Annotated in this window: 16 protein-coding genes; 8 read left to right on the forward strand and 8 right to left on the reverse strand. The window is 68.3% G+C overall.

Annotated features, from left to right (window positions below):
- The first annotated feature begins 21 nt into the window (after window positions 1-21).
- Window positions 22-1,293, forward strand: coding sequence for a HAMP domain-containing sensor histidine kinase (locus K0O64_RS01300; RefSeq protein ID WP_225933803.1), 1,272 nt, complete (start codon window positions 22-24; stop codon window positions 1,291-1,293).
- Here K0O64_RS01300 and K0O64_RS01305 read toward each other — a convergent pair.
- The 3 genes from K0O64_RS01305 to K0O64_RS30115 form a co-directional block, all read right to left on the reverse strand.
- Window positions 1,284-1,667 (reverse strand): DUF3054 domain-containing protein, encoded by a 384-nt coding sequence (locus K0O64_RS01305; protein ID WP_096309576.1) that lies wholly within the window; start codon window positions 1,665-1,667, stop codon window positions 1,284-1,286. The two genes, K0O64_RS01300 and K0O64_RS01305, sit on opposite strands and share 10 nt — an antisense overlap.
- A 30-nt stretch (window positions 1,668-1,697) precedes the next feature.
- Window positions 1,698-2,870 (reverse strand): lysylphosphatidylglycerol synthase transmembrane domain-containing protein, encoded by a 1,173-nt coding sequence (locus tag K0O64_RS01310; RefSeq protein ID WP_096309577.1) that lies wholly within the window; start codon window positions 2,868-2,870, stop codon window positions 1,698-1,700.
- A 71-nt stretch (window positions 2,871-2,941) separates the two neighbouring features.
- Window positions 2,942-5,812 carry a hypothetical protein gene (locus tag K0O64_RS30115; protein WP_096309578.1) on the reverse strand — a complete coding sequence of 957 codons (2,871 nt, stop codon included), beginning with the start codon at window positions 5,810-5,812 and terminating at the stop codon, window positions 2,942-2,944.
- Between K0O64_RS30115 and K0O64_RS01320 the strand changes: the two genes are divergently transcribed.
- Window positions 5,769-6,203, forward strand: coding sequence for a hypothetical protein (locus tag K0O64_RS01320; RefSeq protein ID WP_096309579.1), 435 nt, complete (start codon window positions 5,769-5,771; stop codon window positions 6,201-6,203). The two genes, K0O64_RS30115 and K0O64_RS01320, sit on opposite strands and share 44 nt — an antisense overlap.
- A gap of 309 nt (window positions 6,204-6,512) precedes the next feature.
- A complete protein-coding gene (locus K0O64_RS01325; RefSeq protein ID WP_096309580.1) occupies window positions 6,513-7,667 on the forward strand; it encodes an AI-2E family transporter in 1,155 nt (384 codons plus the stop codon).
- Window positions 7,668-7,734: 67 nt separating this feature from the next.
- Here K0O64_RS01325 and mmpL3 read toward each other — a convergent pair whose 3' ends face one another.
- The 3 genes from mmpL3 to trmB are packed head-to-tail and all read right to left on the reverse strand — an operon-like array spanning window position 7,735 to window position 12,174.
- Complete coding sequence (gene mmpL3, locus K0O64_RS01330; protein ID WP_096309581.1) at window positions 7,735-10,677, reverse strand: trehalose monomycolate exporter MmpL3; 2,943 nt, start codon at window positions 10,675-10,677, stop codon at window positions 7,735-7,737.
- A 49-nt stretch (window positions 10,678-10,726) separates the two neighbouring features.
- Window positions 10,727-11,410, reverse strand: coding sequence for an NYN domain-containing protein (locus tag K0O64_RS01335; RefSeq protein ID WP_425574756.1), 684 nt, complete (start codon window positions 11,408-11,410; stop codon window positions 10,727-10,729).
- 5 nt (window positions 11,411-11,415) lie between these two features.
- Window positions 11,416-12,174 carry a tRNA (guanosine(46)-N7)-methyltransferase TrmB gene (gene trmB / locus K0O64_RS01340; RefSeq protein ID WP_096309582.1) on the reverse strand — a complete coding sequence of 253 codons (759 nt, stop codon included), beginning with the start codon at window positions 12,172-12,174 and terminating at the stop codon, window positions 11,416-11,418.
- Between the two features lie 102 nt (window positions 12,175-12,276).
- Between trmB and K0O64_RS01345 the strand changes: the two genes are divergently transcribed.
- The 5 genes from K0O64_RS01345 (at window position 12,277) to K0O64_RS01365 (ending at window position 19,106) form a co-directional block, all read left to right on the forward strand.
- A complete protein-coding gene (locus K0O64_RS01345; protein WP_425574754.1) occupies window positions 12,277-13,158 on the forward strand; it encodes a hypothetical protein in 882 nt (293 codons plus the stop codon).
- Window positions 13,155-14,615: a hypothetical protein gene (locus K0O64_RS01350; RefSeq protein ID WP_096312641.1), complete on the forward strand. Its 1,461-nt coding sequence runs from the start codon at window positions 13,155-13,157 to the stop codon at window positions 14,613-14,615. Before K0O64_RS01345 ends, K0O64_RS01350 begins: the two co-directional genes overlap by 4 nt.
- A gap of 125 nt (window positions 14,616-14,740) precedes the next feature.
- Complete coding sequence (locus tag K0O64_RS01355; RefSeq protein ID WP_096309584.1) at window positions 14,741-16,567, forward strand: phosphoenolpyruvate carboxykinase (GTP); 1,827 nt, start codon at window positions 14,741-14,743, stop codon at window positions 16,565-16,567.
- A gap of 64 nt (window positions 16,568-16,631) precedes the next feature.
- A complete protein-coding gene (gene fadD4, locus K0O64_RS01360) occupies window positions 16,632-18,167 on the forward strand; it encodes a fatty-acid--CoA ligase FadD4 (protein WP_096309585.1) in 1,536 nt (511 codons plus the stop codon).
- Entirely contained in the window at window positions 18,168-19,106 is a 939-nt protein-coding gene (locus K0O64_RS01365) for an enoyl-CoA hydratase/isomerase family protein (protein ID WP_220045931.1), read from the forward strand.
- Here the strand turns inward: K0O64_RS01365 and K0O64_RS01370 are convergent.
- Together K0O64_RS01370 and K0O64_RS01375 are read right to left on the reverse strand one after the other, a co-directional pair.
- Complete coding sequence (locus tag K0O64_RS01370; RefSeq protein WP_220045932.1) at window positions 19,103-19,822, reverse strand: GntR family transcriptional regulator; 720 nt, start codon at window positions 19,820-19,822, stop codon at window positions 19,103-19,105. The two genes, K0O64_RS01365 and K0O64_RS01370, sit on opposite strands and share 4 nt — an antisense overlap.
- Window positions 19,823-19,828: 6 nt before the next feature.
- Window positions 19,829-20,986 (reverse strand): acyl-CoA dehydrogenase family protein, encoded by a 1,158-nt coding sequence (locus K0O64_RS01375; RefSeq protein ID WP_220045933.1) that lies wholly within the window; start codon window positions 20,984-20,986, stop codon window positions 19,829-19,831.
- Between the last annotated feature and the right edge of the window lie 64 nt (window positions 20,987-21,050).

The raw sequence follows: 21,050 nt of genomic DNA on the forward strand, positions 1-21,050 counted from the left end.
CGGGTCGCCCTGGCCGCCGCGATGGCCGCCGCGATCGTGGTCGCGCTGCTGGCGGTGCTGACGTCGATCGTCTTGGCGAACAACGATGAGGCGCAACTGGATAAGCGGCTCGACTCGATCGTCGACGCCAGCATGTATCCCGAGCAGTTGCGTGATCCGAGCCGGGTGGTGACGACGGGACGATCCCGGTCGACCGGACAGGTGATGTTCCAGCGCGGATTTCAATTGCCGCCGCTGCCGCCCGGCACCGCGACGGTCACCGTCAACGGCGTCGACTATCGGGTGCGGACGGTGAACGTCGAACAGTCCGGCGGCATCCTGGTCTCCATCGGTATCCGTGCCGACAGCATCCTGTTGAGCCGGGCCAGGATTCCGCTCTATGTGTTGATCGTTTGCCTTGCCGTGATGGTTGCGCTGGCGCTGGGCTGGATTTTGGCGGGCCCGGCGATCCGGCCGCTGCTGAAGCTCACCGAGCAGACCCGCCGGCTCGGCACGGGCCACGACCGGCTGGATCCGGTGCACGGCTCCCGGGAGGCCGAAGACCTTTCCGAGGCGATGATCGCCATGCTGAACCGGTTGGCGGATGCCCAAGCGGCGACGACGAATTCGCTTCAGGCGGCCCAGGATTTCGCGGCCAATGCCGCCCACGAGCTGCGGACCCCGCTGACCGCGATGCGCGCCGACCTGGACACGCTGCGCATCCACGACCTGCCGCCGGAGGAACGCGAGGAGGTGGTGACCGACCTATCCCGCGCGCAGCGCCGCGTCGAGGCGATCATCACCGCGCTGGGACAGTTGGCGTCCGGGCAGCTGGCCCGTGCCGAGGACCGCGAGACGATCGACGTCGCCGAAATGCTCGACCGCGTCGCGCGGGAGAATATCCGCTCCGGGGTGGGCGAGATCATCGTTGAAGCCGACGAGGCCGGCACGGTGTGGGGCTGGCCTGCCGGGCTGCGGCTGGCCGTGGACAACCTGGTGCGCAACGCGATCACGCACGGCGAGGCCACCCGCATCGTGCTGCGCGCCCACCGGCAGGGACCGCTGCTGGCGATCACCGTCGACGACAACGGGCGCGGCCTACCCGCCGAGGAACATCGAAAAGTGTTGGGCCGCTTCGCTCGTGGCAGCACCGCCACCGCCGGCGGCTCGGGCCTCGGGCTGGCGCTGGTGGCGCAGCAGGCCGCGTTGCACGGTGGCACCATCGAGCTCTCCGACGGTCCGCTCGGGGGCCTGCGTGCCGTGTTGACGGTGTCGACGGCTCCCGAGCCGGCCGCCCCGACGGGTCAGGCCTGAATACGGCGCCTGCGTAGGACAGCCGCCACCCCGCGCCACCCCAATAGCAGCAGCGCGGTCACCACCGACGCGACGATGATGAAGCTCACCGCCACGCCTTGAGAACTGGCCTTGCGCAACAACATTCCGACAATGACGGTGGCCAGCCAGACGATGACGCCGGTCGGCGCGATCGCGGTCGGCGCCCGCCAGCCGCGGGGGATCACCCAACCGAGGAGCGTGCCGGACAGGAACGGCCATGCGGTCTCGGCAATTCCGGCGAGCGTAAGGCCTTCGGCGTGGCTGCGCCGGCCGATCGCACAGAACACCACGACGCAGACGACGTCACCGGCCAGCGCGAGCGCGACGGTACGGGTGTCGGTACGAACTGCCATGCTCGGATTCAAGCACGCCTGCCGACGGCGTCAGCGCGGGGCGTCGTCGTCTGGGTCCGGGCACGGCGGGGGCAGCGGGCCCTGCAGCGCGGTGTCGGCCGGATCCGCGGCCGCCTCGCTTTCGGCCTCCGCCGCGGCGATCTCGTCGGCGACGGCATCCGGGTCCAGCGGTCCTTCGGTGCGGAACACGAAGAAGAACACCACCCAGCCGATCGTCGAGATGAAGATCCAGCTGACCAGCCGATAGATCAGCATCGCCGAGATCGCGGCAGGCAGGGCCATCCCGCTGGACACCAGGCCGGGCACCAGCACGGCCTCCACCACCAGCAGCCCGCCCGGCATCAGCGGGATCGAACCCACGGCGCGGGCGGCGGCGTAGGCGACGGTGAGTCCGGCCAGCGACGGCCTGCCACCGGTCGCGTACGCGGCGAAAGCCAGGCACGCCACGTCGCAGACCCAGTTGAAGAACGACCAGCCGAACGCCACGCCCAGAGTGCGACGGCTCAGGCTGACCGATTCCAGCTGCTTGAGCGTCTCGCGCCACTTGTGCAGGCCGGTGTCGACCGGCTTGTTGCGCACCGAGTTGACCCAGCCCAGAACCTTCACCCCGATGCCGTCGATGAGCTCGGGCCGGGTGGCGACCGCCTGCGCGAGCAGCAGCAGCGCGATGAATCCGCCGAGGGTGAACAGCAGCGAGAACGGATTGTTCTTGGCGCCCAACAGGAATGCGCCGCCGAGGCCCAGCAGTGCCAGTCCGACTACCTGCAGAGCGCCCGACATCACCAGCTGCCAGGACGCGACCACAGGGGAGGCACCCCACAGCCGCTGCTGCCGGTAGCTGAACGTGGCCGAGAGCACCGGACCGCCGGGCATCGTGGTGCTCAGCGCGTTGCCGGCGTAGAACGTGGCCTCGGAACGCCACTGGTGTACGACCACCCCGGCCGAACCCAGCAGCGTCCGCTGGATCTGGGCGAAGCTGTGCATCGACAGCATGGCCGCGGCGGCCGCAGCCAGCACCCACCAGCCGTTGGCCGAAATCAGGCTCTTCCAAGCTTTGGCCAGCTGATCCCACACCAGGGTGGCCTCGACGACCAGCACGATCAGTGCGACGCCGAGCACCGCCCAGCGGACCCACCAGTACTTCCCGCGTGCCGGGGGTTCGTGATCCTCGCGGGCGGTGTCGACCGACGCGTCATAGGACACGCCGATCAGCGTAACGCCGCCGACATCCCGCGACGGTGTCCGCCGCGGGATGTCGGTCCGGCCCGGCCTTCCTAGACGGTGGCCGGGGCGTTCGGGGTAATGATCGTCAGGTCGTAGCCGGCGGCCTGCCACCCGCTCATGAATACGCCGATCGGCAGCGCCTTGGCCTGCCCCACGCTCTGGTTCGCGTTCGTCATCGAGCTGTCGTTGACGTACACCAGCCCGTTTTTCAGGTCGACCTGCGTCACCACCGCTGCGTGATCGGCGACGAAGTAACTGTCCTTCGGAGTGGGCTTGAAGTCGGTGACCGCCGTCCAGACGATTGACACCGGGTATGCGACCATCGTCGCCTTGCCTTCGGCCAGCGCGGCCTGTAGGTCACGCAGCGCTTCTTCGCCCGCCTCCTGGGTCTTGTCGTACTCCCGGTAGGTCGCGGTGACATTGAAGTGCTCGTTGATCAGCGCCACGGCGTCCTCGGTCGCCACACCCTCCTCGATATTGGCGTCCAGGTACATCTTGGCGCCCGGCGTCTTGACGCTGTCGGTGGTCTTCGCCCAGTCGACCCAGGTCTGCTCGGTCGTCGACGTCGGCAGCGTCTTGGTCGCCTGCAGGACGGCTGATGCCGCGGCCTGCAGTTGGCAGTTCGAATAGCTCTGGTTCACCCAGTAGTCCGCGGCGGCCGCGGCGTTGCCGTACTGGCCGGTGCCGTCGACGGTCACCCAGATCTCTTTGTCGAACGTGTCGGGTTTGGCCGCACCGACCATGATCGCGAAGGAATGCAGCATTCCCTGGATCATGCCGGCGATGCCCGGCAGCTTGGCCGCGGTCCCGTTGTTCACCGTGATCGTGAAGTGGTCGACGATCCCTGGCTGGATCAACGCGTCGTTGGCCGTGTAGACGAACGAACCCGGCGTGCTGCCCGCCACGACCGTGCCGTAACGGGGGCCGTCCTTGACCGTATAGCTGACCCCGTAACCGTTGTTGCCCTCGCCGTTGACTTTCACGGTGATTTGCTTGTCCGGGCCGGCTTGGCCGCCGACATCGGGATCCACGCTCGGAGCGCGGTTGAAGAAGATATAGGCGATCTGCTTGCCGATCTCCTCGAAGAACGCCTGCGGACCTGCTGGCTGTGCCGACGCCGATCGCGCCGCCAGCGCGCTCGCCGTCGTCGAGCTTCCGTCGGCCCCGCGGGTTCCGGTTGTGCCTTGCTGGCCGACCGAACCACCGCGTGTGGTGCCGCCGATGCCTCCCTGCCCGGCATCGCCGCCCAAACCGGCCTCGCTGCCGCTCCCGCCGTCGCCACCGTTCCCGCCGTCGCCGCCGGCCGCGCCGGGGCCGGCGTCCAGGTCACTGTCGCCGCCGGCTGCGCCGTCACCGGCCGAGCCACCCGCACCGCCGCGGCCGGGACCGTCCGTGGCGGTAGCCACACCGCCGTCCCCGCCGGGGCCGCCGTTGCCACCCGAGCCGCCCGAGCCGCCGCCGAACGCGCCCCCGCCGCCTGCGCCGCCTGCGCCGCCGTCACCGCCGGCCGCACCGGCGCCACCGGTCGCACCGGGGCCGCCGTTTCCGCCGTTTCCGCCGTTTCCGCCGGTCAGCCCGTTGAGCGAACGGCCGTATCCGCCGGGCCCGCCCTTTCCGCCTGCACCGCCGGCACCGCTGCTGCCGGCGCTCCCGTTCGAGGCAATGAGGAACAGGACCCGGCCCGTACCCGCGGCCCCACCAGCAGCCCCGCCTGCGCCACCGGCGCCGCCGTTTCCGCCGTTTCCGCCATTCAGCCCGGGATCAATACTCTGGGCGTCGGGCGAGAAGCCGGTCCCGCCCTGGCCACCGTCGCCGCCTTGGCCGCCGTTTCCGCCATGGCCGCCGGTGCCGATGACCGAGCTGCCGTTTCCGCCGTTGCCGCCCGAGCCGCCCTTACCGCCAGGCGCCCCATTGCCGCCGTCGATCGAGTACGACGGATTCTTGCCGGGGTCGGCGCCGTTGGTGCCGACGATGCCGCCCTGGCCGACACCGCCCGCGCCGCCGTCGCCGCCCGCGCCGAAGAACGAGAGAAGTCCGACACTGCCGCCGTTGCCGCCGTCGCCGCCACCGATTCCGCCGTTGCCGCCGTCGCCGCCGCTGCCGGCCCAGAGTCCGCCGCGTCCGCCGTTGCCGCCGTTCCCGCCGTGGTCGGTCGCGGTCACACCCTTCGCCGGGCTGTCGCCGCCGGCTCCGCCGTCACCGCCAAATGCGAAGAGCGAGAACAAACCTCCGTTGCCGCCGTTCCCACCGCGGCCGCCGAAACTCGCCGCACCACCGGCGCCGCCCTCGCCTGCACCGGCGCCGCCGCCTTCGCCGCCGTCACCGGCGATGCCCCAGAACGAGACGAGTCCGGTGTCGCCGCCGTTGCCGCCCGTACCACCAGTCTGGCCGTTGAGGATGGCGTTTCCGCCTTCGCCGCCTGCGCCGCCATTGCCGATGTACAGGCCGCCAGCGCCGCCGCCACCGCCCGTGCCGCCGCGGAAATCACCGGTCGACGTCCCGCCGGCGCCACCGGCACCGCCGTTGCCGGACAGGCCGGCCGAACCACCTTGGCCGCCAGTCGAACCCGCCAGCGTGGTTGCGCCCGCGCCGCCTTCGCCGCCATTGCCGGTGATGATGCCGCCGCGGCCGCCGTTGCCGCCTGCGCCGCCGTTGACTGTCGCAAGCCCGGCGCCACCGGCGCCGCCGCTACCGAACCAGCCCGCGCTGCCGCCGTTGCCGCCGTTGAAACCTGCGCCGCCGTTGCCGAAGACGCCGCTGTTGCCGCCCTTGCAGGAGGTGTTCGACGGGCACGTGTCGGCGGTCCAGCTGTAGCCGTTACCGGCGATGATCCCGGCGTTGGGGTGCGCGGCGGTTCCGTCGCCGACGAAGAAGCTGATGAGGTTCTGGGCGGCGGCTTCCGGCGTCGGCAGTGCCGACACGCGCGGTGTCGCGGCGGCCGAAGGGGTGGCGAGCCGGGTGCTGGTCGACTTCTTGCTCGAGGTTGCTGTTTCGGAGTTCTGCTGGGCAGAGTCGGAGCCGGAGACGGCGTTGTTCGACGCCTTGGGTCGGACGTTGGACCTCGACGCCGCGGAATGCCCGGTGGATTTCGACGGCGCACCCGCCGACGAGCTACTCGACGTCGACGGTCCCTTCGGCCCGGCCGAACCGGTGGCATCGGCGGAGGCCACGGCGGGCATCGATGCGATCGCAGCCCCGACACCCAACGCAACGGCTGACGCGCCGAGCCATGTCAATGCGTGCGAATTGGCAAGTGCGGCAAGGCCGAATTCGACCCGGTTCAACTGCATCTTGGTTGCGCGGCCACTGTGACGACCGCCCGAGCCGGTGCAGCGCGCACCCTCATGAACTGTTTTTGAGCCGACAGAATCCACGACCCCACCCCCCGTTTGGGTTTGAATCGACAGGAAAGCCAGCCGCCACCAACGTTTTTGACGACGCAGCAAATGGGAGCGTAAAGCCAATTCACGCCGCTGTCCATAACCGCGCTTACTTTTGTTGTCAGTGCAAGGTTGTATTGCCTATCTTTTTTGCTGAACGACCGTCACGGCCGGCCGTTGGTCGTGCGGGAAACCACGCTTCCATCAAGCAGTCGAACCCTCTCCCACTACGCTTGGCCGCATGCCGGCGACCCGAGCCCTGGACGACGATTCGGTCGATCCCTTCCTCCGCAAATCCGCCGCGTGGTGCTGGCGCTTACTGGTGGTCGGCGCGGCCATCATCGCATTGCTGTGGCTCGTGCAGCGGCTCCAGGTCATCGTGGTTCCGGTGGCCCTGGCGACCATGCTCGCGGCGCTGCTGCTGCCAGCGGTCGACTGGCTCGACCGCCGGGGTGCACCGCGCGGCGGCGCGGTGGCCCTTGTGCTTTTGGGCGGATTCGCGATCTTTGGCGGAATCCTGACTTTCGTTGTCAGCCAATTTGTTTCGGGCCTACCCGGACTGGTGGAGCAGGTCACGCACAGCATCGACGGATTGCGCCGCTGGCTCGTCGACGGGCCGGCACATCTGAGCCGCGAGCAGATCGACAACGCAGGCAACACCGCCATCAAGGCACTGCGCGACAACCAGGAGCAGTTGACCACCGGAGCCTTGTCGACGGCGGCCACCCTCACCGAGATCGTCACCGGTGCGCTGCTGGTGTTCTTCACGCTGATCTTCTTGCTGCAGGGTGGCCGCAACATCTACGCGTTCGTGACCAAGATCGTTCCGTCCCACACCCGTGAGCGGGTGCGCGACGCCGGGCGCGCCGGGTTCGGCTCGCTGATCGGTTACGTGCGGGCGACGTTCTTGGTGGCGCTCGTCGACGCGGTGGGCATCGGCACCGGCCTGGCGATCATGGGCATCCCGTTGGCGCTGCCGCTGGCGTCACTGGTTTTCCTCGGTGCGTTCATCCCGCTGGTCGGTGCCGTCGTCACCGGGTTCCTCGCCGTCGTGGTGGCGCTGCTGGCCAAGGGTGTCGTGTACGCGCTGATCACGCTCGGGCTGATCGTCGCGGTGCAGCAGCTGGAGGCGCACATTCTGCAGCCGCTGGTGATGGGCCGTGCCGTCTCGTTGCATCCGCTGGCGGTGGTGCTCGGCATCGCCGGCGGTGGCGTGCTGGCCGGTATCGTCGGCGCCCTGTTGTCGGTCCCGCTGCTGGCCTTCCTCAACAGCGCGATCCGGGTGCTGGCCGCCGACGATCCGGCCAAGGAGGCGGCCGAACTCGAGGACAGCGACGACGCCGTCGTCATCAACGCCGAACCCGACGTCGTCCCGCCGAGGCGCGACAAGGACTAGTGCACAGCGCCGAGTCAGAACTCAGAGCGACGTACCGGCTGGGTCGGCGCTCTCCGTTCTGAATGGACTACAGGCGTCCTTCGCGGCGCAAGAGATCCGCGGCGCTGACCCCGCCACCGCTACCGCGACGGCGTTGCTCCTCGCCCTCTTTCTTGCCGCGGGAGTTCAGCTTCTCAGTGGCCACCTCGGAGTCGCCCTGATCGGGGCGGCTGACCGGGATCGCGCGGGTCTCCTCGGCGCTGACGGCGGGGGAGACGTCGTCGGCGCCGTTCTTGTCGGTGGGGTTCGGGATCGCCGTGGTGGTGTCCTCCGGACCCGACATCGCCCGAGTGGGCTCGGCCGACGGCTGCGGCGGGGGAGTGGGCCCACCGGCACCCGGCTTGCCGCGCAGCTCGCCCAGCCACGATTCGATCTCGCGGTCGGGCGCGGGCGGCGCGGGCGGACGGTTGGCCCGGGTCGCCGAGGCCGCGGTGTTCACCGCGTTCTTGACGGCATTCTTGGCCACCGAGAATCGGGTGGTCGGTGCGTCAGTGCTGGCTTCGACCGGGTCGGGCATCCGCGCGGTACCGGCGGCCGACGGCGCCTCCTGCGGCGGCGGGTTGCGGTACTCGGCGCGGCCCACCACGCGGGGACGGGCCCGGCCTTCGATGCCCGGATGGGTCGGATCGTGCACGGGACGCGCGGCCGCGACGGGAGCGCCCGCACCGACCAGGGCAGGGTCCGGCTCGCGCACGACGGGCCGCTTGCGCTCGTCGGGCAGGTGCGTCTCGCCGAGACCGATCTTGTTCTGCAGACGCTTCATCCAGCGCGGCGCCCACCAGCAGTCGTCGCCGAGCAGCTTCATGATCGCCGGCACCAGGAACATGCGGACGATCGTGGCGTCCAGCAGCAGTGCGATCAGCAGACCGAACGCCAGGTACTTCATCATCACCAGGTCGGAGAACACGAACGCGCCGGCGACCACGGCCAGCACCAGGGCGGCCGCGGTGATCAGCCGACCGGTGGTGGCGGTACCGATCCGGATGGCCTCGGTGGTGGACATGCCGCGTTCGCGGGCCTCCACCATGCGGGACACCAGGAACACCTCGTAGTCGGTGGACAGGCCGTAGATCACCGCGATGATCAACCCGATCATCGGCGCCATCAATGGCTGCGGCGTGTAGTTCATTACCCCGGAGCCGTGCCCGTCGACGAACATCCACGTCAGTACGCCCATCGTGGATCCCAGCGTCAGCGCACTCATCAACGCGGCCTTGATCGGCAGCACCAGCGATCCGAACGCCAGGAACATCAGGATCGTCGTCGTCACGATCAGCAGCACCACCATCAGCGGCAGCTTCGCGAACAGGCTATGGATACTGTCCTGCTCCAGCGCAGGCGTGCCGCCCACGTAGAGCGACACCCCCCTGGGTGGCGTGATCGACCGCAATTCGGCGATCTTCTTGGCCGCGTCGTTGCGGTTCACCAGACCGTTCTGGATCACCCGCACCGACGGGTCCTTCGAGGCCCCGTCGAGGTAGGAACGTTCCTTCCACATCGCGTCGGGGTTGTTGTCCGGATCGGTGAACCCACTGACGGCCATCGCCTTGTTGCGGACCTCGGCGACCTGCTGGTCGGTGACCGGCTGGCCGTCGGTGTTCTTCATCACCAGCGTGATCGGCTCGGTGCGGAAACCGGGGAAGATCTTGTCGAACTCTTCCTGGGCCGTACGCACGGAGTTGTCCGGTGGCAGGTACTTCTCGCTGATGCCGCCCAGCGACAGCTTCCCGAGCGGCACGATCAGCACGATCATGAAGATGACGATCGGGGCGGCGAACAGGATCGGGCGTTTCATCACCCGGTTGACGAGCTTGCCCCAGAAACCGGCCTCGACCTCTTCGCGGGTCTTGGTCTTCTGCGTCTTCTCGGCGAACCAGTCGATGATCGCGCGCGAGAAACCCCAGTTGCGTAGGAACGGCAGCCGCAGCAGCGTCCGCACACCGAGCGCGTCGACGTTCGGGCCGAGGATGGCCAGGATCGCGGCCAGCACGGTGATCGACAGGACCGCCGACAGCATGACCGAGGCGATGATCGCGTAGGTGATGGATTTCAGGAAGCCCTGCGGGAACAGCAGCAGCGGCAGGGACGACGCCACGATGATCACCGCGGAGAAGATGACCGTGCGACCCGACGTCATCATCGTCCGGCGGACCGCCGCCTCCGTGTCGTAGCCCTCGGCTATCTCTTCCCGGAACCGGCTGACGATGAACAACCCGTAGTCGATCGCGATACCCAGACCGATCAGCGTCACGACCGGCTGGGCGAAGAAGTGCACGGGCGTGACCAGGGCGATCAACCGCATGATGCCGAGCGCGCCGAGGATGGACAGACCGCCGATGATGGCGGGCAGGCTGGCGGCGACCACGCCGCCGAAGACAAAGAACAGCAGCACCGCGACCAGCGGGATGGCGGCCACCTCGGCGCGCTGCTGGTCCTCGCCGATGGTGCCGGTCAATTCGGCGGCCAGCGGCTGCAGACCGGCGAGCTTGACGTCGACGTCCTTGATGAAGAAGTCCTTGTCGACCTTCTTGTAGTTGTTCAGGATCGTGTCGTCGTCATTGCCCTTGAGCTGGATCGACATGAACGCGTGCTTCTTGCTCGCGTCGGCCATATTGGACAGCAGCTGCGGGCTCTTGAAGTAGCCGATCGACCGCAGGATCTCGTCGGGGTGGTCCCGCTCGACCTGGGCCAGGTTGTCCAGGATCTTCTTCTGGAAGTCCGGGTCGTCGACGGTCTTACCGTCCGGCGCGGTGTAGATGGCGATGATGTGGCCCGACGTGTCGCGGCCGTACGCACCGTCGGCGAGCAGCGACGCCTTCACCGACGAGCTGCCCTCGTCGTAGAACCCACTCTGGGTGACGTGCTTGCCGAGGCTGGCTCCGTAGATGCCGCCGCCGACACACAGCGCGACCATGACCGCGATCACGATGTATCGGTAGCGATACACAGTTCGACCCCACCAGGCGAACACCTAAGCTCCTAACCAAATCTTCTGCGACCTGCGCATCGGTTTCTCCTACTCAGACGCGCGATGTCAGTAATGAGGACAGCGGCCGGAACGGTTGCAACCATGCCCCCTGCTCTGGGAGCGAATCTAGGCCGATTCGCGGCAGCGGCTCTCGGAAAACACCAGGAATGTCCTCCAGGTCGACAAACTCCAAGGTATCCGACGCTAACGCCCAGCTGGCATGTTCGCGAAATCCGAGCACGTAGGCCGGGGTGCCCGCCCTGGCGATTTCCTCCAGTGGCGCGCGGAACGCCTGCCCGTCGGCCGAGGCCACCAACACGGCGGCCAGGCCCTCGGTGCGGCGCAGTTCGATATGGGCCAGCATGTCGGAGTCGACGTCGCTGTCCTCGTCGACCTTGGGCTTGGCGAACACCGCGAATCCCACATTGCGCAGCGCCTCCACCCAGGGGCGGACGACGTCCGCGCTGCCGGGCGCGATGTTGGTGAACACTGTCGCCTCCGGTTCCACCGAGATGTCCGGGTGGCCGGCCGACAGTTCGGCGGTGCGGGTCAAGAGCCAGCGGCCCAGCGCGTCGAACCGCGGCCGGTGTGCGGCCGTGGGCCGGCCGCCGAGGATCGAACCCAGCCCCATGTCCAGGTTGGGTGCGTCCCAGACCAGAAGTACCCGCTGAATCGGCGGAGTCACCAGCTGATCTCCGCTGTCCGGCAATGCGGGCGCCGCCGCCGCGTCTTCCATCACACTCATCGTCGCCTCACCCACAAGAGTTCGGCCACCGGGCTACCCGCGGCAGCGGCCTTCGTCTCATATTTCGTCGTCGGTCGCCGCACCAAGATCGGCAGCTCGTCGCCGGGCTGCACACGACGCAGCAGCGGTTCGGCGTCGCCGGCCTCGGCGATCTGCTCGGCGTAACCCGCGTGGTCAGTGGCGGCGTGCAGGACACCGCCCGGACGCAGCCGGTCGGCGATGAGGGCGATCGTGTTGGGCTGCAGCAGCCGCCGCTTGTGATGCCGTGATTTCGGCCACGGGTCAGGAAAGAACACCCGAATACCAGTCAGCGAGCCCGGGCCGAACATGTGCTCCAGGACGTCGACGGCGTCGCCGCGGACCAGCCGGATGTTGGAGACGCCCTCTCGGTCGACGGCGCTGAGCAGCTGAGCCAAGCCCCGCTTGTAGACCTCGGCCGCCACCACGTCGATGTCCGGTTCGGCCATGGCCATGCCGAGAGTGGAGGTGCCGGTTCCGCAGCCGATCTCCAGGACGACGGGCGCCTGCCTGCCGAACCACGCGGCCGTGTCCAGCAGATCCGCAGGTTTCTCACCGATCCGGGCCTGCGTGCCCATCTCGGGCCACAACCTGTCCCACGCCTCCTGCTGCGATTCGGTCAGGGTGGATCGGCGTGAACGGAAGCTGGTGATGCGGGGATACGGATGCGCTGGCCAGGCATCAGGCGTGGTTGAGCCGCCTTGGCGCTGCGCATGCATCCGTCCATGGTCGCTCATGATCAGAGGAGTACCCGCCTCGTGGTGCAGATTGATACCCAACAGTTGCCTTCTCCTGGTAGTGGCTCGCGCCACACGCCCGCTGATGCCAGCATGTGCGGTGTGGTGGGGCAGCCGGTGCGCGTCGGGGTGGTCGGCAGGCCCGGGTGCGGGCGGCGCACGGTGACAGGCGTGCTGCGTGGGGCCGGTGTGGCGGTGGCGGACCCGTCGCAGCCATCTGACCTGGACGTTTACGTGTTCGCCGAAACCCTCAAACCCGAGGACAGACGCGCACTGGCCGACTGCCCGCGGCCCGTCGTCGCGGTCCTCACCAAGGCGGATCTGACCGGTTTCGGCGGCGCCGGACCGATGGCGGCGGCCGCCGAACGGTGCCGGCTGCTCAGCGACACCGTGCCCGTCTATCCGTTGGCCGCCCTCGCCGCGCTCGCGGCCGTCGACGACTCGGTGCTCGATGACGACATGCTCGCCGCGCTGCGGGTGCTGACCACCGAACCGGCCGACCTCGGCTCCACCGACCGGTTCGCGGCCGGGCACCACCGGCTGCCCGGGTCGACGCGGCAGCGGCTGCTTGCCCACCTCGACCTGTTCGGGATCGCGCACGCGGTGCGGGCACTGCGCGACGGCGCGGACCGGGCCGGGGTGGTGGCGGCGCTGCGGCGGGCCAGTGCACTCGACGGACTACTGGCCGGGATCGACGCGGCCGCGGCGCCGATGCGCTACGAGCGGCTAGCCGAGTCGGCCGACGACGACGCCGTCGCCGCCAGGATGGCCGCGGCGATCGATGTCGTGCAGGCCGCCGGGATGACGGTCGACGGCGGTGCGGGAGCGGCCGCGCACCTGCGGCGCGCGATCGTCTGGCAGCGGTATTCGCGGGGGCCGGTCTCGCGACTGCACGCCCGCTGCGGCGCTGACATTGCCCGCGGCTCGCTGCGGCTGTGGGAGTGCGCCGGCGGCATCCCCGAGCCGGTGGAGCGCACGCCGTGACCGACCCCGTCGACACCCTGGTATCGCAGATCGACCCGAGGCTGCCCGCGCCGTCGATCGTCCGTCGCGACGTGGTGCTGGTGTCCGGTCCGTGGCTGGCCGGGGTGAGCAGTGTGGTCGCCGCGTTGGGAGACCGGCTGCCCGAGTGCACCGTCGTCGAAGCCGACGCACTCGCCGCCGGGGACGCGCCGACCGCCGTGGTGTTCGTGGTCTCGGCGACCGCACCGCTGACCGAGTCGGATTGTGCGCTGCTGGATTCCGTCGCCGCCGACACCGACGCGGTGATCGGGGTCGTGTCGAAGATCGACGTGCACCGCACATGGCGCGAGGTGCTCGACGCCGACCGTGCGCTGCTGGCGCAGCGGGCGCCCCGATACCGCGATGTGCCCTGGGTGGGTGCCGCCGCTGCCCCGGATCTGGGGACACCCGTCGTCGAGGAGCTCGTCGACTGCCTTCGGCATGCCCTCGCCGAAGACACCCTGGATCGACGAAACCGATTGCGCGCGTGGGAGAATCGGCTCTTGACACTGCGGAGTCGACTCGATCGCGACGTGGCCGGCGCAGGCCGAGAAGCGCGGCTGGCAACCCTGCGCGAGCAGCGCACCGCAGTGCTGCAGCAGTTCCGGTTGGACAAGTCGCAGCGTTCGATCGCCCTGCGCAGCCAGATTCAGCAGGCCCGGCTGCAGCTGTCCTACTTTGCGCGCAACCGGTGTGCGTCGGTGCGGGCCGAACTACAGGAGGACATCGCGGGTTTGAGCCGACGCTCCGTGGACGGTTTCAGCGACGAGGTTCGGCGCCGGGCGACGGAGGTGGCCGACGACGTGGCCGTGGGCGTGTCCCGGCAGCTGGCCGACATCGGCGAGGAACTCGACTTGGCCGTCGAACCCGTGGACTCGCGCCCCGTCGTCGAGGTGGGTGCCGCGCCCCTGCGCCCCCATGGTCCGGAGAACCGGCTGATGCTGCTCCTCGGCGCGGGCTTCGGCCTCGGCGTCGCACTGACGCTGAGCCGGATGCTCGCCGACCTGGCCCCGCAGTGGTCGGTCGGCGGTGCCATCGGCGGGGCGGTGCTCGGCGTGGTCCTGACGCTGTGGGTGGTCGGTGTGCGCAGCCTGCTGCAGGACCGGGCAGTGCTCGACCGCTGGGTAGTGGAGGTGACCGGCCGGGTGCGCACCGCGATGGAGGAGTGGGTGGGCCGGAGCGTGCTGGCGGCCGAGGCATCGCTGGGCCGATCCGCCGCCGAACGCGATGCCGCGGACAGCGCGCGAACCGCGGAATCGGTCGCCCGCATCGACCGGGAGATCCGCGAACACGCCGTCGCCGGGGCCCGGGCGGCCGCGGCCCGAGACCGGCATGTCCCAGTGATCGAGAGTGCGCTGGTTGCGGTCCGCGAGGAACTCGACGCACTGAATCGATGCAAAGGCGCCAATTATGAGCTTCTGAATCGTTCCTGTGAGTGATCGGACATAATCCCGATTAACCGCGGGTATCTCACCCGCGTTAACCTACTTTTCAGGGAGGACCGTGTCTCGACGCGGAATCCGGCCTGCGTCCTGGCCATAAAAGTAAGCAGGAGATTAGAGCGATGACTTCAGCGACCATCCCCGGTCTGGATAGCGCACCGACCAAGCATGAGGGCCTGCTCGCTTGGGTCCAGGAAGTCGCCGAACTCACGCAGCCCGACCGGGTGGTCTTCGCCGACGGCTCCGAAGAGGAGTACCAGCGGCTGTGTGACGAACTGGTCGCCGCCGGAACCTTCACCAAGCTGAGCGACTCGGAAGAGCCCAGCTCGTACCTCGCGCGCTCGGCGCCGTCGGACGTTGCCCGCGTCGAGTCACGCACGTTCATCTGCTCGGAGCGGGCGATCGATGCCGGCCCGACGAACAACTGGATGGACCCGGCCGAGATGCGCGGCATCATGACCGACCTGTACCGCGGGTCGATGCGCGGTCGCACCATGTATGTGGTGCCGTTCTGCATGGGTCCGCTCGGTGCCGACGACCCCAAGCTCGGCGTGGAGATCACCGACTCCGAATATGTGGTCGTCTCGATGCGGACGATGACGCGCATGGGCAAGGCCGCGCTGGAGAAGATCGGCGACGACGGGTTCTTCGTCAAGGCGCTGCACTCCCTCGGCGCTCCGCTCGAGGCGGGCGAAGCAGACGTTCCGTGGCCGTGCAACGACACGAAGTACATCACCCACTTCCCCGAGACCCGCGAAATCTGGAGCTTCGGTTCGGGTTACGGCGGCAACGCGCTGCTGGGCAAGAAGTGCTACTCGCTGCGTATCGCCTCGGCGATGGCCCACGACGAGGGCTGGCTCGCCGAGCACATGCTGATCCTCAAGCTGATCTCCCCGGAGAACAAGTCGTACTTCGTCGCTGCCGCCTTCCCGTCGGCCTGCGGCAAGACCAACCTTGCGATGCTGCAGCCGACCATCCCCGGCTGGCGCGCCGAGACCGTCGGTGACGACATCGCCTGGATGCGCTTCGGCAAGGACGGCCGGCTGTACGCGACCAACCCGGAGTTCGGCTTCTTCGGCGTCGCGCCGGGCACCAACTGGAGCTCGAACCCGAACGCGATGAAGACCGTCGCCGCAGGCAACACCGTCTTCACCAACGTCGCGATGACCGACGACGGCGGCGTCTGGTGGGAAGGCCTCGAAGGCGATCCGCAGCACTTGATCGACTGGAAGGGCAACGACTGGACGCCGGAGTCCGGCGAGAAGGCTGCCCATCCCAACTCGCGCTACTGCACCCCAATGTCGCAGTGCCCGACGCTGGCTCCGGAGTGGGACGACCCGCAGGGCGTGCCGATCTCGGCCATCCTGTTCGGCGGACGCCGCAAGACGACGGTGCCGCTGGTGACGCAGGCCCGCGACTGGCAGCACGGCGTATTCATCGGCGCCACTTTGGGTTCCGAGCAGACCGCCGCCGCCGAGGGCAAGGTCGGCACCGTCCGTCGTGACCCGATGGCCATGCTGCCGTTCCTCGGCTACAACGTCGGCGACTACTTCGCCCACTGGATCAACCTCGGCAAGAACGCCGACGAGTCCAAGATGCCGAAGATCTTCTTCGTCAACTGGTTCCGCCGCGGCGACGACGGCCGCTTCCTGTGGCCGGGCTTCGGCGAGAACAGCCGCGTGATGAAGTGGATCATCGAGCGGGTCGAGGGCAAGGCCAACGGCTCCACAACGCCGATCGGCATCGTGCCGAGCGCGGACGATCTCGACCTCGAGGGCCTGGACGCCGATCCGGCCGACGTGAACGAGGCGCTGGCGGTCAACGTCCAGGAGTGGCGCGACGAACTGCCGCAGATCGAAGAGTGGTTCGAGTTCGTCGGCGAGAAGCTGCCGACCGGCGTGAAGGACGAGTTCGAGGCGCTCAAGCAGCGCCTGGCCGAAGCCGAGTAACTGCTGAGCGACTAACGGGGAGCCAGTTGACACCTGTCAACTGGCTCTGTCGTACAGTGCTCCCATGCAGATCCGCGAGCATGCCGAGGCCAATCCCGACAAGCCGGCCGTCATCCTGTATCCCTCCGGAAAAACCGTCACGTTCGGCGAGATGGAAGCCCGAGCCAACCAGCTCGCGCACTTGTTCCGGAAGGCTGGACTGCGCGAGGGCGACGCCGTCGCCGTGCTCATCGAGAACAACGAGCATTTCCACACCGTGTTGTGGGCGGCGCGGCGCTGCGGGCTCTACTACGTGCCGATCAACACGCACCTGAACGCGGCCGAAGCCGCGTACATCATCGACAACAGCGAGGCCAAGGCCGTCATCGGCTCGGTCGCGCTGCGCGAAACGCTGGCCGGGCTCGCCGCCGAGCTGCCCAACGGGTTGCCGCAGTTGCGCGTCATCATCGACGGTCAGCTGGACGGCTGGCTGAGCTATCCGGAATGTGTTGCGGATCAACCCGTTACGCCCATCGACGACGAGATCGAGGGCGACCTGCTGCAGTACTCGTCGGGAACAACGGGGCGGCCCAAGGGAATCAAGCGCGAATTGCCACACCTGCCGCCGACCGAGGTACCCGGCATGATGGCGGGGCTCATCGGGTTCTGGATGACCCCGGATGCGGTGTACATCAGCCCCGCCCCGCTGTACCACACCGCACCGTCAGTGTGGTCGATGCAGACGCTGGCGGCCGGTATTACCACGGTGGTCCTGGAGAAGTTCGACGCGCAGGGCTGCCTCGACGCGATCCAGACGCACAAGGTCACACACGGCCAGTTCGTCCCGGTGATGTTCACCCGGATGCTGAAACTGCCTGCGGACGTGCGTGCTTCGTACGATATCTCGAGCCTGCAGCGAGTCATGCATGCCGCCGCGCCCTGTCCGGTGGACATCAAGAAGCAGATGATCGACTGGTGGGGTCCGATTGTCGACGAGTATTACGCCTCCTCCGAGGCGATCGGCTCGACGCTGATCTTCGCCGAGGACTGGCTCACCCATCCCGGGTCGGTCGGCAAGCCGATGATGGGTGCGTTGCACATCCTCGATGAAGACGGCAACGAGCTGCCCCCCGGGCAGGCCGGCGAGATCTTCTTCGAGGGCGGTCTGGACTTCGAGTACCTCAACGATGCCGAAAAGGCCGCGAAGTCGCGCGACGGGCACGGCTGGAAGACGGTCGGCGACATCGGTTATCTCGACGAGGACGGTTATCTGTACCTGACCGACCGTAGGCACCACATGATCATCTCCGGCGGGGTGAACATCTACCCCCAAGAGGCCGAGAACATGCTCGTCACGCACCCGAAGGTGATGGACGCCGCGGTCTTCGGTGTGCCGGATGAGGAGATGGGCCAGAGCGTCAAGGGCGTGGTCCAACTGGTCGATCCCGCGGAGGCAACGGACGAATTCGCCGAGGAGCTGTTGGCGTGGCTGCGAGATCGCTTGACGCACTATAAGTGCCCGCGATCGATCTCGTTTGAGGCCGAGCTGCCCCGGACCGACACCGGCAAGCTGTACAAGCAGGAACTGATCGCCAAGTACTCGCCCGCACCCACCGGCTAAATGCGGGTTGTCGATCTCGCAGACCCGCCCCCGATCGGCGTGACCGGTCCGCCGGGCGTCGTCGTGGCGGTCGGGGAGTCATCGACTCCGGAGGGTGAATTCTGGCTCGACACAGCCACATTCGCCCTTGTCGAGAGTGAGCAGGAAGACCGGCGGTGCGTCGTCGTCGCGTCGGTCGATGATGCGGTGGCCGAACTGCGGGAGCGGTGTGAACGCTGGCCGCATGCCTCTGCGGTCTGTGACGACGTGCTTCGGTCCGTCGACGTCACCGGCCTCGCCCTGCCCGGGGTCATCACCGAATCACTGGCGTACTCGACGCTGCAGGCCGGACCTGAATTCGCTCGCTGGCTGGACTCGCGGGGACCGGCCAGCCTGCCCGACATCGGTGACCCGGTGCTCGCCGAGCGGAACGGTGGCACCCTGCGAATCCGGTTCAACCGGCCGCAGCGACACAACGCATTCAGCACCGACGCCCGGGCCCTGCTGTTGGAGGCGCTGACCGTCGCCCTGCTGGACGACACCGTCACCGAGGTGGTGTTGAGCGGCGCCGGCGCATCCTTCTGCAGCGGTGGAGATCTCGGTGAGTTCGGCACCTTCGTCGATCCGGCCGCGGCGCACCTGGCGCGGACTCGGCACAGCCCTGCACTGGCGCTCGACGAACTGACCGGGCGGCTCGGCCGCGCCTGCCGTGCCGAGATCCACGGCCGCGTGCTGGGCAGCGGTTTGGAGATGGCGTCGTTCTGCGGCTGGGTCAGCTGCCGGCCCGACGCGGTGCTGGGCCTGCCCGAACTGATGCTGGGGCTGATCCCCGGCGCGGGCGGCACCGTGAGCATTCCCCGGCGGATCGGGCGTTGGCGCACAGCCTATTTGGTGCTGTCCGGCCAGACCATCGATCCGGCGACGGCGCTGACGTGGGGCCTGGTCGACGAGATCGTCTAGCTCGAGCGCCGCAGCGTCACCCGGTAGGTGTACTGCTCGGGCAGGAAGTGACTGACCGACAACTCGACCGGGGTGCCGGTGGTATCGGAGTAGAGCCGGTCCACCCTCAGCATCGGGTGGTCGATGGCGCAGCCCAGCGCGTCGGCGACCTGCTCGTCGGCGGGCGCGACGGTGATCGACTGCGCCGCTTCGGCAATCGGCTGATCGAGGTGCGGCTCCAGGACACCGATCACGGTGTTGGTGCCGACCGCGCCGTCGGCCAACTCCGCGGAGTCGAACACCAGCCGCGCCACCGACTCCGGCAGGTGCACGGTGGTCACCACGAACGGCATGCCGTCGTGCAGCCGCCGGAACACCACGGTGTATACCACGTCGTGCTCCAGCCGCAGCCTGCTGGCGGCCGACACGTCGACACGGCGTGACAGACCCTGGAGCACTTCCATCGTGGTGTCCTCGGACAGGCTCATCAGGTCCTCGATCGAACCCAGCTGCCTCAAGTACCCGCGATTGGCGTAAGTCCCGCGACCCGGCACCCGGTAGACGACTCCCTCGGCCACCAGATCCTGAAACGCCCGGCGCACCGTCTGCCGGGACAGCCCATGCTCGGCCACCAGCTCCGACTCCGTCGGCAACCGGACACCCTCGGGGTAGGCCCCGGCCGCGATCTCGTCGCGAAGCCGTTGCCGCAGAACCTGATACGCGGGCTCGGTTTTCATGGCCGACTAGATGCCGCCCCGCGCGACGAGTTGACCGGCGATGACATTGCGCTGGATCTCGTTGGTGCCCTCGCCGACGATCATCAGCGGTGCGTCGCGGAAATAGCGCTCGACGTCGTATTCGGTGGAGTACCCGTAGCCGCCATGGATTCGCACCGCGTTGAGCGCGATCTCCATCGCCACCTCGGAGGCGAACAGCTTGGCCATCCCGGCCTCCATGTCGCAGCGGTCGCCGCTGTCGTAGCGCTCGGCGGCGTAGCGGGTCAGCTGGCGCGCGGCGGTGAGCTTGGTGGCCATATCTGCCAGGTAATTGCCGACGGCCTGATGCTTCCAGATCGGCTGGCCGAAGCTCTCCCGGTCCTGGGCATAGGCCAGCGCGTCTTCGAGGGCCGCCGTCGCCACGCCAAGCGCTCGGGAAGCCACCTGAATGCGGCCGGTCTCAAGGCCTTTCATCATCTGGCCGAATCCGCGGCCGGGCTCGCCACCGAGGATCGCCGACGCGGACACCCGGCAGCCGTCGAACGAGAGCTCGCAGGACTCGACACCCTTGTAGCCGAGCTTCGGCAGATCGCGCGACACCGTCAGGCCGCCGATCGGCGATTCGACGAGCACCACCGAGATGCCCTTGTGGCGTGGCGTGGCCTGCGGATCGGTCTTGCACAGCAGCGCGATCAGGCCGGACCGGCGGGCGTTGGTGATCCAGGTCTTGGACCCGTTGATGACGAGGTCGTCACCGTCACGGCGGGCGACGCACGCCATGTTCTGCAGATCCGAACCGCCGCCGGGCTCGGTCAGTGCCATCGTCGCGCGCACCTCGCCGGTGGCCAGCTTCGGCAGGTACGTCCGCTTCTGCTCCTCGGTGCCGAAGATCTCCAGCAGCTTGGCCACCACGGTGTGCCCGCCCATCGCGCCGGCCAGGCTCATCCAGCCGCGAGCGAGTTCCTGGGTGACCTCGACGTAGCAGGGCATCGACACCGGGTTGCCGCCGTACTGCTCGCTGATCGCCAGGCCGTAGATGCCGAGCTGCTTCATCTGCTCGATCCACGCCTCGGGGTAGGTGTTGGCGTGCTCGACCTCGCGAACCGACGGCTTGACGTCGCGGTCGATGAACGCCCGCACGGTCTCCACCAGCATCATTTCTTCGTCGTTGAGTGCAGTGCTCACCAGGTTCGCTCCAAGATCGCCGAAATGTACGGCCATATTGACACGGTCTTGGGTGAAGCACCAG

Origin of the sequence: Mycolicibacterium pallens, assembly GCF_019456675.1 — a bacterium.
Classification (GTDB): domain Bacteria; phylum Actinomycetota; class Actinomycetes; order Mycobacteriales; family Mycobacteriaceae; genus Mycobacterium; species Mycobacterium crocinum.

Bases quoted from the DNA above. Each gene is read 5' to 3' on its own strand.
- K0O64_RS01335 (WP_425574756.1), bottom strand. From the start codon at position 11,410: ATGGAAGACGCGGCGGCGGCGCCCGCATTGCCGGACAGCGGAGATCAG.
- K0O64_RS01305 (WP_096309576.1), bottom strand. From the start codon at position 1,667: ATGGCAGTTCGTACCGACACCCGTACCGTCGCGCTCGCGCTGGCCGGT.
- K0O64_RS01365 (WP_220045931.1), top strand. From the start codon at position 18,168: ATGCGGGTTGTCGATCTCGCAGACCCGCCCCCGATCGGCGTGACCGGT.
- fadD4 (WP_096309585.1), top strand. From the start codon at position 16,632: ATGCAGATCCGCGAGCATGCCGAGGCCAATCCCGACAAGCCGGCCGTC.
- trmB (WP_096309582.1), bottom strand. From the start codon at position 12,174: ATGAGCGACCATGGACGGATGCATGCGCAGCGCCAAGGCGGCTCAACC.
- K0O64_RS01300 (WP_225933803.1), top strand. From the start codon at position 22: ATGGCCGCCGCGATCGTGGTCGCGCTGCTGGCGGTGCTGACGTCGATC.
- K0O64_RS01355 (WP_096309584.1), top strand. From the start codon at position 14,741: ATGACTTCAGCGACCATCCCCGGTCTGGATAGCGCACCGACCAAGCAT.
- K0O64_RS01325 (WP_096309580.1), top strand. From the start codon at position 6,513: ATGCCGGCGACCCGAGCCCTGGACGACGATTCGGTCGATCCCTTCCTC.
- K0O64_RS01370 (WP_220045932.1), bottom strand. From the start codon at position 19,822: ATGAAAACCGAGCCCGCGTATCAGGTTCTGCGGCAACGGCTTCGCGAC.
- K0O64_RS01320 (WP_096309579.1), top strand. From the start codon at position 5,769: ATGAGGTTCTGGGCGGCGGCTTCCGGCGTCGGCAGTGCCGACACGCGC.